The 16,816-nt window shown below is 72.2% G+C and carries 11 protein-coding genes; 7 read left to right on the top strand and 4 right to left on the bottom strand.

The window, feature by feature from the left end:
• The first annotated feature begins 155 nt into the window (after positions 1 to 155).
• A complete protein-coding gene (locus ACFVST_RS09635) occupies positions 156 to 1,187 on the top strand; it encodes an endonuclease/exonuclease/phosphatase family protein (RefSeq protein ID WP_390148587.1) in 1,032 nt (343 codons plus the stop codon).
• 199 nt (positions 1,188 to 1,386) lie between these two features.
• Complete coding sequence (locus tag ACFVST_RS09630; protein WP_390148585.1) at positions 1,387 to 2,637, top strand: MFS transporter; 1,251 nt, start codon at positions 1,387 to 1,389, stop codon at positions 2,635 to 2,637.
• Here ACFVST_RS09630 and ACFVST_RS09625 read toward each other — a convergent pair.
• Entirely contained in the window at positions 2,609 to 4,363 is a 1,755-nt protein-coding gene (locus tag ACFVST_RS09625) for an NAD+ synthase (RefSeq protein ID WP_390148583.1), read from the bottom strand. The genes ACFVST_RS09630 and ACFVST_RS09625 overlap by 29 nt on opposite strands.
• 78 nt (positions 4,364 to 4,441) lie before the next feature.
• Between ACFVST_RS09625 and ACFVST_RS09620 the strand changes: the two genes are divergently transcribed.
• Together ACFVST_RS09620 and ACFVST_RS09615 are read left to right on the top strand one after the other, a co-directional pair.
• The gene (locus tag ACFVST_RS09620) at positions 4,442 to 4,933 is read left to right on the top strand and encodes a DUF6153 family protein (protein ID WP_390148582.1); all 492 of its coding nucleotides are present in this window, start codon (positions 4,442 to 4,444) and stop codon (positions 4,931 to 4,933) included.
• A 168-nt stretch (positions 4,934 to 5,101) separates the two neighbouring features.
• Entirely contained in the window at positions 5,102 to 5,734 is a 633-nt protein-coding gene (locus tag ACFVST_RS09615) for a DUF305 domain-containing protein (protein WP_390148580.1), read from the top strand.
• Positions 5,735 to 5,863: 129 nt separating this feature from the next.
• Here the strand turns inward: ACFVST_RS09615 and ACFVST_RS09610 are convergent, their stop codons facing one another.
• A complete protein-coding gene (locus ACFVST_RS09610) occupies positions 5,864 to 7,810 on the bottom strand; it encodes a protease pro-enzyme activation domain-containing protein (protein WP_390148578.1) in 1,947 nt (648 codons plus the stop codon).
• A gap of 477 nt (positions 7,811 to 8,287) precedes the next feature.
• Between ACFVST_RS09610 and glnA the strand changes: the two genes are divergently transcribed.
• Both glnA and ACFVST_RS09600 read left to right on the top strand, forming a co-directional pair.
• Positions 8,288 to 9,649 carry a type I glutamate--ammonia ligase gene (gene glnA / locus ACFVST_RS09605; protein WP_390148576.1) on the top strand — a complete coding sequence of 454 codons (1,362 nt, stop codon included), beginning with the start codon at positions 8,288 to 8,290 and terminating at the stop codon, positions 9,647 to 9,649.
• Positions 9,650 to 10,043: 394 nt separating this feature from the next.
• Positions 10,044 to 13,073 carry a bifunctional [glutamine synthetase] adenylyltransferase/[glutamine synthetase]-adenylyl-L-tyrosine phosphorylase gene (locus tag ACFVST_RS09600; RefSeq protein ID WP_390148574.1) on the top strand — a complete coding sequence of 1,010 codons (3,030 nt, stop codon included), beginning with the start codon at positions 10,044 to 10,046 and terminating at the stop codon, positions 13,071 to 13,073.
• Here ACFVST_RS09600 and ACFVST_RS09595 read toward each other — a convergent pair.
• Positions 13,024 to 13,899, bottom strand: coding sequence for a phosphatase PAP2 family protein (locus tag ACFVST_RS09595; RefSeq protein ID WP_390148572.1), 876 nt, complete (start codon positions 13,897 to 13,899; stop codon positions 13,024 to 13,026). The genes ACFVST_RS09600 and ACFVST_RS09595 overlap by 50 nt on opposite strands.
• A gap of 148 nt (positions 13,900 to 14,047) precedes the next feature.
• Complete coding sequence (locus ACFVST_RS09590; RefSeq protein WP_390148570.1) at positions 14,048 to 15,073, bottom strand: LacI family DNA-binding transcriptional regulator; 1,026 nt, start codon at positions 15,071 to 15,073, stop codon at positions 14,048 to 14,050.
• A gap of 357 nt (positions 15,074 to 15,430) precedes the next feature.
• On the opposite strand from ACFVST_RS09590, the gene ACFVST_RS09585 reads away from it, so the two are divergent.
• The gene (locus tag ACFVST_RS09585; RefSeq protein WP_390148568.1) at positions 15,431 to 16,702 is read left to right on the top strand and encodes an extracellular solute-binding protein; all 1,272 of its coding nucleotides are present in this window, start codon (positions 15,431 to 15,433) and stop codon (positions 16,700 to 16,702) included.
• Positions 16,703 to 16,816 lie beyond the last annotated feature (114 nt).

Genomic DNA, 16,816 nt, shown 5'->3' with positions numbered 1-16,816 from the left:
CCCCGGAGGCCGGAACTCCCGGCCCCCGCCCGTTCGTCCTGTGGCCGTACGGCCCGCCCGGGAGCGGGCGGTCTCAGACAGCACCTTTCATCCCCTAGGGTCGTCAGGGCCACGGAGGCGGGAACGGTGTGCACGGCAGGTAGCGAGGCGGCGGTATGGCGCAGGGATACGCGACGGAGACGGACCAGGAGGGCGGCCCCGTGAGCGGCGGTCCGGGCGGCCGGTTCCGATTGCGGTTGCCGCACTCGCTGCTGGGGAGCGGCATCTGGCGGCGGGGCCTGGTGCTGGCCGCGGTGGCCATCCTGCTGGCCCTGCTGATGCTGCTGCACTCCCACATCCCCAACACCGTGGGAAACCTGGGCAGTCTGATCGAGACCTTCCTGCCGTGGTGCGGGCTGCTGGTGCCGCTGCTGCTGATCGGCGCCGTGGTCCGCAGATCGGCGAGTGCGGTGGTGGCGCTGGTGCTGCCTACGGTGGTGTGGTTCAACCTCTTCGGCGGGCTGCTGCTGGACCGCACCGGCCCCGGCGGCGACCTCACCGTCGCCACCCACAACGTCAACGCGGAGAACCCGGACCCGACCGGCACCGCCCGCGATGTCGCCGCCTCCGGCGCGGACGTGGTCGCCCTCCAGGAACTCGCCCCGGCCGCCGTGCCGGTGTACAAGAAGGTGCTCGCCGCGACGTACCCGTACCACTCGGTGCAGGGCACCGTCGGGCTGTGGAGCAAGTACCCGATGCGCGGCACCAAGTCCGTTGACATCAAGCTGGGTTGGGTGCGCGCGCTGCGTACCGAGATCAGCACTCCGGCGGGTGTGGTCGCCGTCTACGAGGCGCATCTGCCGTCGGTGCGGGTCAAGTTGAACGCCGGTTTCACCGCGAGCGAGCGGGATCACAGTGCGGACGCGCTGGGGCAGGCGATCCGGCGCGAACCGCAGCGCCGGGTGGTGCTGCTGGGCGATCTCAACGGCACCATGAACGACCGCGCGCTCAAGGGGGTCACCGCCCAGATGCGGTCCACCCAGGGTGCGGCGGGCAGCGGTTTCGGCTTCAGTTGGCCGGCCGCGTTCCCGATGGCGCGGATCGACCAGATCATGGTCAGGGATGTGGAACCGGTCACGTCCTGGACCCTGCCGCGGACCGGGAGCGACCATCTGCCGGTCGCCGCGAAGATCCGTATCGGCCACTGACGGCGCAGGTCAGCGGCGTACGACGGGACGGCTGAGCCGGGGCGGGGGAGTGCCGCCAGGGGCGGGACGCCCGGCCGCCGACGCCCGTTGTTCATCCACGGGAAACACCCGGGAACACCGGGGCTGGGAGACTTTGTTTCCAGACGGAACATACAGCGTCCGTCACACCCCACCCCCCACCCCGGAAGGTTGCTCCCCCATGCCTCTGGCCCTGCTCGCCCTCGCCGTGGGCGCCTTCGGCATCGGCACCACCGAGTTCGTGATCATGGGCCTGCTGCCCGAGGTCGCGGACGACCTGTCCGTCTCCCTGCCCACCGCGGGCCACCTGGTCTCCGCCTACGCGCTGGGCGTCGTCATCGGCGCCCCGCTGCTCGCCGCCCTCACCGCCCGCCTGCCGCGCCGCCGCGTCCTCATCGGCCTGATGGTGCTCTTCACCGTCGGCAACGCGCTCTCCGCCGCCGCCCCCGGCTACCACTCGCTGCTCGCCGCCCGCTTCCTCACCGGCCTGCCGCACGGCGCCTTCTTCGGGGTCGGCGCCGTCGTCGCCACCGGGCTCGTCGCACCCGAACGCAAGGCCAGGTCCGTGTCGTTGATGTTCCTCGGCCTGACCACCGCCAATGTGCTGGGCGTGCCCGCGGCGACCCTCATGGGGCAGCACACGGGCTGGCGCGCCACCTTCCTCGCCGTCAGCGCCATCGGCCTGCTCGCGGTGGCCGCGCTCCGGGGGATGCTGCCCGCGGCGGCGCCCGGCGGCGGATCGGGCACCGGCGGGCTCCGCGGGGAGCTGGCCGCACTGCGCTCGCTGCCGGTGTGGCTGGCCCTGGGCACCACCGTCGCCGGGTTCGGCGCGCTCTTCGCCGCGTACAGCTACATCACCCCGATGCTGACCGGGGTCGCCGGTTACGCGCCGGGCACTGTGACGCTGCTGCTGGCGCTGTTCGGGGTCGGCGCCACCGCGGGCAACCTGCTCGGCGGCCGGCTCGCCGACCGCTCGCTGCGCGGCACCCTCTACGGCGGCCTCACCGCGCTGCTGGTGGTGCTGGCGCTGTTCCCGCTGCTGATGCGGACCGGGTGGAGCGCCGCGCTCGCGGTGGCGCTGCTCGGCACCGCCGCCTTCGTCACCGGCTCACCGCTCCAACTCATGGTGATGGAGAAGGCGTCCGCCGCACCCTCGCTGGCCTCCTCCGCCAACCAGGCCGCGTTCAACCTGGCCAACGCGGGCGGCGCCTGGATCGGCGGGCTCGCCCTCGCCGCCGGCTTCGGCCTGACCTCCCCGGCGGTGGCCGGCGCCGCCCTCGCCGTACTGGGCCTGGGCGTCGCCGCGGCGGCCGGTGCGGTGGACCGCGGGACCGCGGCCCCCGCCGGACGCCTGGTCGCCGGCCACCCCGCGGTGGCCCAAGGGGACGCCGTACGGCCCCGGTTCAGGTCGACTCGCGCCAGCGGGAAGTGATCGGCAGGCGGCGGTCCTTGCCGAAGCCCTTCGCGGAGATCTTGGTGCCCGGCGGGTACTGGCGCCGCTTGTACTCGGCGTTGTCCACCATCCGCAGCGTCCGCTCCACCAGCTCCGCGTCGAAACCGGCCGCCACGATCGCGTCCGCGCCCTGGTCGTGGTCCACATACCGGTCCAGGATCGCGTCCAGCACCGGGTAGTCCGGCAGCGAGTCGGTGTCCACCTGGTCGGGGCGCAGCTCGGCGCTGGGCGGCTTGGTGAGGGAGTTCTCCGGGATCGGCGGTGTCAGGCCGCGTTCCCGGGCCGCCCGGTTGCGCCACTCGGAGAGCTGGAAGACCGTCGTCTTGTAGACGTCCTTGATCGGCCCGTAGGCGCCCACCGAGTCCCCGTAGAGGGTCGAATAGCCCACCGCCAGCTCGGACTTGTTGCCCGGGGCGAGCACGATGTGGCCCTCCTGGTTGGAGATCGCCATCAGCAGGGTGCCCCGCAGCCGGGACTGGAGGTTCTCCTCGGCGAGCCCGGTCAGCCCCAGCGAGCCCATGTAGGCGTCGAACATCGGGGCGATGGGCACCGTGCGGAAGTGCAGCCCGGTGCGCCGCGCCAGCTCCGCCGCGTCCTCCCGGGAGTGCTCCGAGGAGTACTTCGACGGCATGGAGACGCCGTACACCTGCTCGGCGCCCAGCGCGTCGCAGGCCAGGGCCGCGGTGAGGGCCGAGTCGATGCCGCCGGACAGGCCGATCAGCACCGAGCGGAAACCGTTCTTCTCGACATAGGCGCGCAGCCCCACCACCAGCGCCGAGTAGATCTCCTCGGCGTCGTCCAGCCGCTCCGCGTACCCCCCGGACAGCTCCGCCGGGTACGCCGGGAGCGGGTCGGCGGAGAGGGTGAGATGGTCGACGCGCAGCCCGTCGTCCACGGTCCCGGACGGCGGCTCGGCGGCCGCGGCCGGCAGTTCCAGATCCAGCACCACACAGCCCTCGGAGAACTGCGGGGCGCGGGCGATGACCGAGCCGTCCCGGTCGACCACGATCGAGTCCCCGTCGAAGACCAGCTCGTCCTGGCCGCCGGTCATCGCCAGATAGGCCGTGGTGCAGCCGGCCTCCTGGGCGCGCTTGCGCACCAACTCCAGCCGGGCGTCGTCCTTCTGCACCTCGTACGGCGAGGCGTTGACCGAGAGCAGCAGCCCGGCCCCGGCGGTGCGGGCGGCGGGCACCCGGCCGCCCTCCTGCCAGAGGTCCTCGCAGATCGCCAGCGCCACGTCCACCCCGTGCACCCGCACCACCGGCAGGGTGTCGCCCGGCACGAAGTAGCGGAACTCGTCGAAGACGCCGTAGTTCGGCAGATGGTGCTTGGCGAAGGTGAGGGCGACCCGGCCGCCGTACAGCACGGCCGCCGCGTTCTGCGGGGCGCCGGCCGGCTGGCCGTACCGGGTCTCGGCGGACTCGCTGCGGTCCAAGTAGCCGACGAGGACGGGCAGTTGGCCGAGGCCCTGCTCGGCGAGCCCGGCCGCGAGGGTGCGCAGCGCCTGCCGGGAGGCCTCGACGAACGAGGAGCGCAGGGCGAGATCCTCCACCGGGTACCCGGTCAGCGCCATCTCGGGGAACGCCACGAGATGCGCCCCCTGGTCTGCCGAGTGCCGGGTCCAGCGGAGGATCGCCTCGGCGTTGCGGGCGAGATCGCCGACGGTCGAGTCGATCTGATTCAGGGCGAGGCGAAGTTGAGGCACGCGGCCAGTGTAATCGTCAGAGCGACGCGATGCCCTGGCCGGTCCCTCACCCCCGCCTGGCCCCTCTACGATGACCCGGTGATCCTCGACGGCTCCGCCCCGGCACCCGTGCGGTGCCGTGCGCTGCCGTCCCTGGTGCTGGCGCTGCTCGCCGGGCTGCTGGCGATGCACGCACTGGCCCCGGGCGCCGCACTGCCGCGGCCCGCGTCCGGGGCGGCGGCGGGTGGGCACGGTTCGTCGGTGGGCGGTCATGCTTCGGTGGCCGGGCACTATCGCGTCGCCGAGCACACCATGGTGGTCCACGGCCGTGGCGCCGTCGTGCACCGGATGGCCGCCGGGCAGCCCGACTGCCCCGCCGCCGGATCGGGCGGTCACGGCGGGCATGACCTGGGGCACGCCGACGGGCTCTGCGCCGCACCCGGCACCGCCGCCGGTTACGCCCCGCCCGTCCTCACCCCCTCCGCGGCCCCCGCCCCGCCCGCCGCCGCGCTCCCGCACCGGCTCGCCGCGGCCCGCGCCACCGACCCGGACCCACCGGATCCGGTCACTCTCCAGGTCCTGCGGACGTAGCCACCGCCGCCGACCAGGCCCGCCCGCACCCGCGGCGCGCCTGCGTCCGCCCGTGCCCGTACGACGTTCCGCACACCCCGCGCGCACCGCACACGCACACCGCACGCGCGCACCACACCAGGAGAGAGACCCATGTCCACACACACGTCCACACCCATGTCCACACTCATGCCCACACCCGTGAAGTCCGCCCGTGCCCGGATGCTCTGCGCCGCCTTCGGCGCGGTCGCCGTGCTGACCGTTGCGGGCTGCGGTGGTGGTGACGGGGAGCGGGCCGCCGGCTCGCCCTCGGCCGCCGCGTCCGGTGCCCACAACGGGCAGGACGTGTCCTTCGCGCAGGGCATGATCCCGCACCACCGGCAGGCCGTGGAGATGGCCGAGTTGGCGCCCGAGCGGGCCGGTTCCGCCGAGGTGCGCGGGCTGGCCGTGAAGATCCAGAAGGCCCAGGACCCGGAGATCCGCACCATGTCCGGCTGGCTGACCGCCTGGGGCGAGACCGTGCCCGCGGACGGCGCCGGCCACGGCGGACACGGCGGCCACACCGGTCACGGCGAGCACGGCGGAGGGCAGATGGCGGGGATGATGGACGAGGCCGCCATGGCCAAGCTGAAGAAGCTCCACGGCGCCGCCTTCGACACCGCCTTCCTCACCATGATGGTGGCCCACCACCAGGGCGCCGTGCGGATGGCCGAGACGGAGAAGTCGAAGGGCGCCTACGGACCGGCCAGGAAGATGGCCGCCTCCGTCATCGACAGCCAGTCCGCGGAGATCGAGCGGATGCGCAAGCTGGTCCGGAAGTGAGCTGCCCGGTACGGCAGTTGACCCGGGAGTAGCCGCACGCCAAGGCGCCCGCCCCGATGGTACGGGGCGGGCGCCGTGGTGCGTGCGGTCCGCGGTGGCGGCCGTCGGACGGCCGTCAGGGTGCGGACCTCAGTGCTTCTTGCGGTACGAGCTGATGTAGCCGCGGGCGGGGGTGCCCACGCCTGTCACCACGTCGTAGCCGCGGACCGCGTGCAGCGAGCTGTCCTTGCCGAGGCTGCGCAGCGAGGTCAGCACACCCTCCGAGTCGTCCACGCCGTTGGCGTAGTCGACGCGGACCACGGCCAGGTCGTGGCCGCGCGGGTGGTCCGTCACATCGTGGTATTGGCGGCTGCCCGAGCGGTCGTAGATCGCCGGGTTGGCGAAGCCGAGGGCCCGCCCGCCGTGCGCCTGCTGCGCCAGCGCCTGCACGCCCGCGATCACGGGCGCGGCCAGCGAGGTGCCGCCGATGCGGTACTCGCTGTACTTCAGCGAGCCGTCCGGGAAGGTCTGCGTCTGCCCCACCAGGAAACCGGTGTTGGGGTCGGCGACCGCCGCGATGTCCGGCACGGTGCGCATCGGCGCCCCACCGTTCGCGGTGGCCAGCGCCTTGGGCACGACACCCTTCTGGTAGTACGGCTGCGGCACGGTTTTGCTGGTGCCGCCGCCGGCTCCGGAGGTGTAGGCGCCGGGGAACTTCGCCCAGCTCCGGCCGTTCTTGGCGAGGTCCGCCTTGAGCGTGCCCCAGCCGGTCTCCCACTGGTACTTGTCGTTCTTGCCGACGGCGAGCGAGGTGCCGCCGACGGACGTCACCCACGCCGAGTTGGCCGGGACGTCGACCTGCTTGGTGCCGGTGCTGGCGACGTTGTCGCCGTCGTCACCGGAGGAGAAGTAGAAGCCGATGCCCTGGATGGCGCCCATCTTGAACACCTGGTCGTAGGCGGCGGCCAGGTCCGGGGTCTGGTTGGCCTCGATGTCGCCCCAGGAGTTGGACACGATGTCCGCGAGGTGCTTGTCGACGATCTTGCCGAGCGAGTCCAGCAGATCGTCGTCGTAGCAGGAGGCACCGCCGACGTAGGTGATGTCGGCGTCCGGGGCGACCGCGTGCACGGCCTCCACGTCCAGCGTCTCCTCGCCGTACCAGCCGGCCGCCCCGCACTCCTCGGTGTGCGTGTACTTGCCGGGCAGCACCTGGCTCAACTGGCCCTTGCGGTAAGGCGCGTCGCCGTTGCGCTTGGCGTACTCGGCGGCGTCCTTCGCGATCGTCGGGGAGGCGTAGGCGTCGGTGATGGCCACCCGCACGCCCTTGCCCGTCTTGCTGCCCGCCGCGTAGGCCGAACGTAGCTGCTTACCCGTGTAGCCCTTGATCGCGAAGGGCGCGGTGTGGCCGTAGGCCTTGGGCAGCGAGCGGTCGATGGTCGAGCCGTAGTAGCTGGAGAAGGGCCCGGAGTTCTTGAACACCTCGTCCGGCGGCGGCAGTTCGTCCCGGTGGGCGGCCTTGTGCGGCGCGTTGTCCAGGCCGGTGACGGTGAGCACCGCGCCGTTCAGCGAGGCCGGCGCGGACGCCGCCCGCTGCGGGGCGCGGTAAGTGTGGCCGCTCTTACGGTAGTTGTGCATCTGGGTGCCGAACGCCTTCTCGGCGGCGGCGACTTCACCGGAGACCGACACATAGCGCCGGCTGGTGCCGGTGACGGTCAGACCCGCCTTCCGCAGCCACGCCTTGACGGCCGCGACCTGCTGGGGCGAGGCCCCGAAGCGGGCCTGGGCCTGCTGGGCGCTGAGGTACTTCCCGTACGACGCGGACGACGGGTCGGACACGGCACGCGCATAGGCGTCCAGGCCCGCGGCGTCCCGGCCGGCCAGATAGACCCGGGCGGTGACCTTGCTGCTGTCCGCGGTGGCGCCCTGGTCGGAAGCGGTGGTGGCCCACTGCGGTTTGGTACCGGTGAGCGCCTCGCGGGCGCCCGGATTCGAGTCCGCCTGAGCGGTGGGTATGCCGAGCGCCAGCGCCCCGGCGAGCAGCGGCAGTGTCGCCGCCAAGCTCACACCGGCACGCACGGCGGCGCGGTTTGATCTCATGGAACCCCCTGTGTAGCGGTTCATCGCAAATGTGCGGATGGCGCGCGTAGATAAAGATGACGCGCACACGTAAGGGGCCACTCTTGCGGCGAACCGTTCATGTAAGGGGAACGTGAACCCCAAGAAGAAACCAAGGAACGGCATCAACCAGCCCTCGGCACACGGCATTTGAGGACTTGGCCGGATCTGTTCCCTCGCCCCGCCGAGCCACCGGCCGGCCGACTCCCGCCACCCGTAAGGCGATTCGTCCCGCTACCGCTCCAACACACCTGCCACCAGGCCGACTTCGCACCATCGCGCCGTCACTCGGTGACCACCGCACCCCCGCCCCGCCGCGCCCCGTCCGCCCCACCCCGGGCGGGCGTCCGCCGGACGGCCGCCGCCCGACTCGATCGGGACCGGTCCCGTGCCCCACAATGAGGACAGGCCGCGTCGTCCTGGCCCGGCCTGACCAGCAAGGATGGGTGGAAGTCGACAATGGACAAGCAGCAGGAGTTCGTGCTCCGCACCCTTGAGGAGCGGGACATCCGTTTCGTGCGTCTGTGGTTCACGGACGTCCTGGGCTTCCTGAAGTCCGTCGCGGTCGCCCCCGCCGAGCTGGAGCAGGCCTTCGACGAGGGCATCGGCTTCGACGGCTCCGCCATCGAGGGCTTCGCCCGCGTCTACGAGTCGGACATGATCGCCAAGCCGGATCCGGCCACCTTCCAGGTGCTGCCCTGGCGCGCCGAGGCCCCCGGCACCGCCCGGATGTTCTGCGACATCCTGATGCCGGACGGCTCCCCGTCCTTCGCCGACCCGCGCTACGTCCTCAAGCGCGCCCTGGCCAAGACCTCCGACCTCGGCTTCACCTTCTACACCCACCCCGAGATCGAGTTCTTCCTGCTCAAGGACAAGCCGGTGGACGGCGCCCGCCCCACCCCCGCCGACAGCTCCGGCTACTTCGACCACACCCCGCAGAACGTCGGCCAGGACTTCCGCCGGCAGGCCATCACCATGCTGGAGTCCATGGGCATCTCGGTGGAGTTCAGCCACCACGAGGGCGCCCCCGGCCAGCAGGAGATCGACCTGCGCTACGCCGACGCCCTGTCCACCGCCGACAACATCATGACCTTCCGGCTCATCATGAAGCAGGTGGCGCTGGAGCAGGGCGTCCAGGCCACCTTCATGCCGAAGCCGTTCTCGGAGTACCCGGGCTCCGGAATGCACACCCACCTGTCCCTCTTCGAGGGCGACCGCAACGCCTTCTACGAGTCCGGCGCCGAGTACCAGCTCTCCAAGGTCGGCCGCTCCTTCATCGCCGGCCTGCTGCGGCACGCCGCGGAGATCACCGCCGTCACCAACCAGTGGGTCAACTCCTACAAGCGCATCTGGGGCGGCGCCGAACGCACCGCGGGGGCCGGCGGCGAGGCCCCCTCCTACATCTGCTGGGGCCACAACAACCGCTCCGCCCTCATCCGCGTCCCCATGTACAAGCCGGGCAAGACCGGCTCCGCCCGCGTCGAGGTCCGCTCCCTGGACACCGGCTGCAACCCGTACCTGGTGTACGCGCTGCTGCTCGCCGCCGGGCTCAAGGGCATCGAGGAGCACTACGAGTTGGGCGCCGGAGCCGACGACGACGTGTGGGCCCTCACCGACGCCGAACGCCGCGCCATGGGCATCGAGCCGCTCCCGCAGAACCTGGGCGAGGCGATCTCCCTGATGGAGCGCAGCGAACTCGTCGCGGAGACCCTCGGCGAGCACGTCTTCGACTTCTTCCTCCGCAACAAGAAACAGGAATGGGAGTCCTACCGCTCCGAGGTCACCGCGTACGAGCTGAAGACGCTGCTGCCGGTGCTGTAGCCCCGGGCCGGACCGCTCGGGCGCGGGCGCCGCAGGTGGGGCAGAAGGCCGCGCCCGCAGGGGAGTTCCTGGGTGCGGGAGGCGCGGCGGGTGCTCTGGGCGAGGTGGTTGTCCGCAGGCCATGCGGAAGGTCCAGCCGCGGGTCTCGGCGCTGCACGGGGGGCAGACCAGTTGCCGGGGGACGGTGATGTCGTAGGCGCGCTGTCCGGTCATCCACGACATCCGAACCCGGCAGCGCCCCGCCGCCACCGACCACCTACACCCGCCCCGCGGCGCCGCCCGAGATGTCCTCCGCCGGCGACGGCGTACCGCCTCCGGTGCTCCGACCCGGCGCTTCACGGGACGCAGGCCATAAAATCGGCAGCGCACCACCGAGGCGGACGGGAGACCCGGGATGACGGTTCCGCAGGGACGGCGGAGCAGTACCTTCACACGGCTGCTGCGGCACGGGTTCACCGATCCGTCCACCGCCGAGCGGCTGCTGACGGCCGACGGCCTGGCCGAGGTCCGCAACGACCCGGTGCTGCTGGACGCGCTGGGCGCCACCGCCGATCCGGACCTGGCGCTGCTGGGCCTGGTGCGGCTGGTGGAGGCGCAGCCCGCCGCCGAGGACACCGAGGACGACGGCGGCACCGCGCGCCGTGCCCTGCTGGACACCCTGGTCGCCGCGAAGCCGCTGCGGGACCGGCTGCTGGGGGTGCTCGGCGCCTCCGAGGCGCTCGCCGACCATCTGGCCCGCCACCCGCACGACTGGCAGGCCCTGGTCACCTACGAGCAGGAGGACCTGCACCCGGGGGTGGCGGAGTTCGAGCGCGGCCTCGCGGACGCCGCGGACCCGGTGCAGCTGCGTATCGCCTACCGCCGCTGCCTGCTGTCGATCGCGGCCCGCGATGTGTGCGGCACCACCGATGTGGCCCAGGCGGCGGCCGAGCTGGCGGATCTGGCCACCGCCACCCTGCGCGCCGCCCTCGCCATGGCCTGCGCCGCCGCCCCCGAGGACGCCGCCGCCTGCCGGCTCGCCGTGATCGCCATGGGCAAGTGCGGCGGCCATGAGCTGAACTACGTCTCCGATGTGGACGTCATCTTCGTGGCCGAGCCCGCCACCGCGCACTCCGAACCGGCCGAGGAGGGCGCCGCCCTGCGGGCCGCGGGCCGGCTCGCCGCCCATCTGATGCGGATCTGCTCGGAGACCACCGTCGAGGGATCCATCTGGCCCGTGGACGCCAACCTGCGGCCCGAGGGCCGCAACGGCCCCCTGGTCCGCACCCTCGCCAGCCACCTGGCCTACTACGAACGCTGGGCCAAGACCTGGGAGTTCCAGGCCCTGTTGAAGGCCCGCCCGGTGGCCGGCGACGCCCAGCTCGGCGCGGACTACGTGGCGACCATCGCGCCCCTGGTGTGGCAGGCCGCGGAACGTGAGAACTTCGTCGCCGACGTACAGCGGATGCGGCGCCGGGTGGTGGCGAACATCCCGGCCCAGGAGGTCGACCGGGAGCTGAAGCTCGGCCCCGGCGGCCTCCGGGACGTCGAGTTCGCGGTGCAGATGCTGCAACTGGTGCACGGCCGCGCCGACACCTCGCTGCGCAGCGGCACCACCCTGCACGCCCTGGAGGCGCTGGCCGCGGGCGGCTATGTGGGCCGGGTCGACGCCATGCAGCTCGACGAGGCGTACCGCTTCCTGCGCTTGCTGGAGCACCGCATCCAGTTGTTCCGCCTGCGCCGCACCCATCTGGTGCCGGAGGACGAGGCCGACCTGCGGCGGATCGGGCGCTCCCTCGGGATGCGCACCGAGCCCATCTCCGAGCTGGGCAAGGAGTGGCGGCGGCACACCTCGGTGGTACGGCGGCTGCACGAGAAGCTGTTCTACCGGCCGCTGCTGGACGCGGTGGCACAGCTCGCCCCCGGCGAGACCCGGCTCAGCGCCGACGCGGCCCGGGAGCGCCTGGTCGCCCTGGGCTACGCCGACCCGGCCGCCGCCCTGCGCCATCTGGAGGCGCTGGCCTCCGGCGTCTCCCGCAAGGCCGCCATCCAGCGGACCCTGCTGCCGGTGCTGCTCGGCTGGTTCGCGGACTCCGCCGACCCGGACGCGGGCCTCCTCGGCTTCCGCAAGGTGTCCGACGCGCTCGGCAAGACCCCCTGGTATCTGCGGCTGCTGCGGGACGAGGGCGCCGCCGCGGAGAATCTGGCCCGGGTGCTGTCCGCCGGCCGCCTCGCCCCCGACCTGCTGATGCGCGCCCCGGAGGCGGTGGCCCTGCTGGGCGACGCCCAGGGGCTCACCCCGCGGCCGCGGGCCCAACTGGAGCAGGAGATCCTGGCCGCGGTGGGCCGCGCGGAGAACGGCGAGCAGGGGGTGCGCGCCGCCCGCGGAGTGCGCCGCCGGGAACTCTTCCGCACCACCGCCGCCGACATCGTCGGCTCCTACGGCACCGAGGAGTTCCCCGCCGAGGGCGACCCGGGCACCCTGGTCGACCTGGTGGGCGGGTCGGTGTCCGACCTCACCGCGGCCACGCTCGCCGGGACCCTGCGGGCCGTGGTGCGCGCCGGGTGGGGGGACACCCTGCCCACCCGTTTCGCGGTGATCGGCATGGGCCGCTTCGGCGGCCATGAGCTGGGCTACGGCTCCGACGCGGACGTCCTCTTCGTGCACGAGCCGCGGGACGGGGTGGACGAGCAGGAGGCGGCGAAGGCGGCGAACACGGTGGTGGCCGAGATGCGGCGGCTGCTCCAACGGCCCAGCGCCGACCCGCCGTTGCTGATCGACGCCGACCTCAGACCCGAGGGCAGGTCGGGCCCCCTGGTCCGCACCCTCAAGTCGTACCGGGCGTACTACGCACGCTGGTCGCTGGTGTGGGAGTCGCAGGCGCTGCTGCGGGCCGAGGCGGTGTGCGGCGACCCGGAGCTGGGGCGGCGCTTCATCGAGCTGGTGGACCCGCTGCGCTATCCCGAGGACGGCCTGGGCGAGGAGGCGGTGCGTGAGATCCGCCGGCTGAAGGCGCGGATGGAGTCGGAGCGGCTGCCCCGCGGCGCCGACCCCGCACTCCACACCAAGCTGGGCCGCGGCGGCCTCTCCGACGTCGAGTGGACGGTGCAGTTGATCCAGCTCCGGCACGCCGGGACCGAACCCGGCCTGCGTACCACCAGGACCCGTACCGCACTGGCCGCCGCCGAGGCCGCCGGCCTGCTCGCCGCCGAGGACGCCGCCGTACTGGACGAGGCCTGGGTCCTGGCCACCCGGGTCCGCAACGCGGTGATGCTGGTACGCGGCCGGGCCGGCGACACCTTCCCCACCGAGCCCCGCGAACTGGCCGCCGTCGCCCGCTACCTCGGCTACGGCCCCGGCCACGCCGGGGACATGCTGGAGGACTACCGCCGCGTCACCCGTCGTGCCCGCGCCGTGGTGGAAGCACTCTTCTACGGGGCGTGACCGGCGCGGGCACCTCGCGGGGCAGGCGGTAGGGGAGGGCGCCGTACCAGAGGCGGGCGACGGCGAAGCCGAAGGCGAGGCAGACCATGCCGCCCGCCGCGTCCAGCCAGAAGTGGTTGGCGGTGGCCACGATCACCACCAGGGTCAGCGCCGGATACACCAGGGCCAGCACCCGCACCCACGGCACCCGGGACAGCGCGAACAGCGTCAGCCCGCACCAGAGCGACCAGCCGATGTGCATTGAGGGCATCGCCGCGTACTGGTTGGACATGTTCTTCAGGTCGCCGGAGGCCATCGAGCCCCAGGTGCGGTGCACCAGCACGGTGTCGATGAAGTGGCCGCCGGTCATCAGCCGCGGCGGCGCCAGTGGTAGCAGGTAGTAGCCGGCCAGGGCCACACCGGTGGTGAGGAAGAGCACGGTGCGGCAGGCCGCGTACCGGCCCGGGTGGCGGCGGAACAGCCACACCAGGACGCCGAGCGTCATCACGAAGTGCAGTGTGGCGTAGTAGTAGTTCATGCCGACGATCAGCCATGTCACCGAATTCAGCGCGTGGTTGACGGACTGCTCGAAGGCGATTCCCAGATGCTGCTCCAGGTGCCACAGCACCTTCGCGTTGCTCAGCGCCTGCGCCCGCTGCTCCGGGACCGCGTTGCGGACCATGGAGTACGTCCAGTAGCTGAGCCCGATCAGCAGGATCTCGAACCAGAGTTGGGGCTTGCGCGGGGTGCGCAGTCCGCGCAGTACGCCCGGTTGCGGCGGCTTGGGGCGGAGTGAAGTGGTGGCCTCGTCCGGGCCGTCCAGCGTCGTCACGGTAGATCCACCCATAGGGACACAGTCTGCCAGAAACACCCTTCACGACCGATGATGCTCCGGCCGCGGACATGATGCATCTACTACTTCGTGCGAGGGGCCCTGTGCGTTACGTGACGGGTGTGCGTGGCGTGACGGGTGCGGGTTACGGGACGGGTGCGCGTCACGCGGCGAGGCGGGCCGAGGCCGTGGAGCCGCGGACGACGAGCTCCGGCATGAAGACGAACTCGCTGTGCGGGGCGGGGGTGCCGCCGATCTCCTCCAGCAGGGCCCGCACCGCGGCCTGCCCCATCGCGGGCACCGGCTTGCGGACGGTGGTCAGCGGCGGGTCGGTGAAGGCGATCAGCGGTGAGTCGTCGAAGCCGACCACGGACACATCCCGCGGGACCTCCAGGCCGCGCTGCCGGGCGGCGCGGATCGCGCCCAGCGCCATCATGTCGCTGGCGCAGACCACGGCGGTGCAGCCGCGGTCCATCAGCGCGGTGGCCGCGGCCTGCCCGCCCTCCAGGGTGAACAGCGAGTGCTGCACCAGCCGGCCGCGGATGTCCTCGGCGGTGAGCGAGAGCTGCTCCCGCATCGCGCGTTCGAAGCCCTCGATCTTCCGCTGCACCGGTACGAACCGCTCGGGCCCGAGGGCGAGTCCGATCGCGGTGTGCCCGAGGGAGACCAGGTGGGTCACGGCGAGCTGCATCGCGGCCCGGTCGTCGGGCGAGATGAACGGCGCCTGCACCTTCGGCGAGAAGCCGTCGACCAGGACGAACGGCACTCCCTGGGCGCGCAACTGCTCATAGCGCTGCGGGTCGGCGGTGGTGTCGGCGTGCAGCCCGGAGACGTAGATGATTCCGGCGACGCCGCGGTCCACCAGCATCTCGGTCAGCTCGTCCTCGGTGGAGCCGCCGGGCGTCTGGGTGGCCAGTACCGGGGTGTATCCCTGGCGGGTCAGGGCCTGCCCGATGACCTGGGCCAGCGCCGGGAAGATCGGGTTCTCCAGCTCGGGGGTGATCAGTCCGACGAGCCCCGCGCTGCGCTGCCGCAGCCGTACCGGGCGCTCGTAGCCGAGGACGTCGAGGGCGGCGAGTACGGACTGGCGGGTGGTGGCGGCGACGCCCGGTTTCCCGTTGAGGACCCGGCTGACGGTGGCCTCGCTGACGCCCGCCTGCGCTGCGATGTCGGAGAGCCGTGCGGTCACAGGGGTGGACTGTACCGGGCGCCCGCGGGCCTGCCCACCAACTGGGCGCCGGCTGCGGGGGGTTGGGCGCCCTGCGGCGGGCTGCTGGCTCATCGCGCTCCCTTGGTTCGATGCCCCGTACGGTCAGATGACGGCAAGACCTTGCAGAGTCTTGCACAAATCGGTCCGGGCGGGGTCTTGCCGGGTTACAGGCGGGAGTTGGGGGCCTACGCCGGGTACCGAAGAGGGTCTCCGTACTTTTTCGCTGCAAGGTCTTTCACAAAGCTTGCAGCGCTGTTACGTTCACCAGGCCCAGCGGCCCCCGGGGGACCGGACGGGACCGGCCCCTTCACGGGCACACACCCTCAAGGAGATCTCATGCGGCGTGGCATAGCGGCCACCGCTCTGGTCGCGTCCCTGGCGCTCGCGGCCACGGCCTGCGGCTCGGGTGACGACGGTGCATCGTCCGACGGCCCCCTCACCATCACCTGGTGGGACACCTCCAACGCCACCAACGAGGCGCCCACGTACAAGGCCCTGGTCAAGCAGTTCGAGAAGGCCAACCCGAAGATCAAGGTCAAGTACGTCAACGTGCCCTTCGACCAGGCGCAGAACAAGTTCGACACCGCGGCCGGCAGCAAGGGCGCGCCCGATGTGCTGCGCGCCGAGGTCGGCTGGACGCCCGCCTTCGCGAAGAAGAGCTACCTCGCCCCGCTGGACGGCACCCCCGCCCTCGCCGACCAGTCGAAGTTCCAGCCCAACCTGCTGAAGCAGGCCCGGTACGAGGGCAAGACGTACGGGGTGCCGCTGGTCACCGACACCCTGGCGCTGGTCTACAACAAGGCGCTGTTCAAGAAGGCCGGCATCGACCAGCCGCCCACCACCTGGCCCGACCTGAAGAAGGCCGCCGCCGCCGTCAAGAAGAAGACCGGCGCCGACGGCTACTGGGGCTCCACCCAGGGCTACTACTCCCAGCCCTTCCTCTACGGCGAGGGCGCCGACACCGTCGACGCCGCCGCGAAGAAGATCACTGTGCGCAGCCCCGCCGCGAAGAAGGCGTTCACCACCTGGCAGGGTCTCTTCGACGGGCCCGGCCTGCACAAGGCGGACTCCACCGCGGACGCCTACGCGCACATCCAGGACGCCTTCACCAGCGGCAAGACCGCCGCGATCATCCAGGGCCCGTGGGAGATCACGAACTTCTACCAGGGCGCCGCGTTCAAGGACAAGGCCAACCTAGGCATCGCCCCCGTGCCCGCCGGGTCCGCCGGCAAGCAGGGCGCACCCACCGGCGGCCACAACCTCTCCGTCTACGCCGGTTCCGACCAGGCCCACCAGGACGCCGCGGTCAAGTTCGTGCAGTTCATGACCTCGGCGAAGTCGCAGGAGCAGATCGCGCTGAAGAACGCGACGCTGCCCACCCGCCAGGACGCCTACACCGCCCGGGTGCAGGCCGACCCGGGCATCGCCGGCTACCAGAAGGTGCTGGGCGTGGCGCAGCCGCGGCCCGAACTGCCCGAGTACAGCTCGCTGTGGGGCCCGCTCGACTCCGAACTGCCCAAGATCGCCGGCGGTAAGGAATCCCTGGACGAGGGCCTCGGCAACGCGGAGTCGGCCATGGCCAAGCTGGTGCCGGACTTCAAGAAGTGACCGACCGGGCCGCCCCGCCCCCCCCCCCCGCGGCGGCCCCGGGGGCCCCCCCCCCCAGCCCCCCCGGGCGCCGCCCCGCACCCCGGACCACCCCCACCAACCAAAAAACCCCCC

Origin of the sequence: Streptomyces sp. NPDC058045 (assembly GCF_042885635.1) — a bacterium.
GTDB lineage: Bacteria > Actinomycetota > Actinomycetes > Streptomycetales > Streptomycetaceae > Streptomyces.
The sequence above is the reverse complement of the archived record's forward strand: the minus strand, read 5'-3'. Positions and strand labels throughout refer to the sequence as shown.

Coding starts and splice junctions, on each gene's coding strand:
- glnA (WP_390148576.1), top strand. CDS start 8,288: ATGGACAAGCAGCAGGAGTTCGTGCTCCGCACCCTTGAGGAGCGGGAC.
- ACFVST_RS09585 (WP_390148568.1), top strand. CDS start 15,431: ATGCGGCGTGGCATAGCGGCCACCGCTCTGGTCGCGTCCCTGGCGCTC.
- ACFVST_RS09610 (WP_390148578.1), bottom strand. CDS start 7,810: ATGAGATCAAACCGCGCCGCCGTGCGTGCCGGTGTGAGCTTGGCGGCG.
- ACFVST_RS09630 (WP_390148585.1), top strand. CDS start 1,387: ATGCCTCTGGCCCTGCTCGCCCTCGCCGTGGGCGCCTTCGGCATCGGC.
- ACFVST_RS09635 (WP_390148587.1), top strand. CDS start 156: ATGGCGCAGGGATACGCGACGGAGACGGACCAGGAGGGCGGCCCCGTG.
- ACFVST_RS09600 (WP_390148574.1), top strand. CDS start 10,044: ATGACGGTTCCGCAGGGACGGCGGAGCAGTACCTTCACACGGCTGCTG.
- ACFVST_RS09615 (WP_390148580.1), top strand. CDS start 5,102: ATGCCCACACCCGTGAAGTCCGCCCGTGCCCGGATGCTCTGCGCCGCC.
- ACFVST_RS09595 (WP_390148572.1), bottom strand. CDS start 13,899: ATGGGTGGATCTACCGTGACGACGCTGGACGGCCCGGACGAGGCCACC.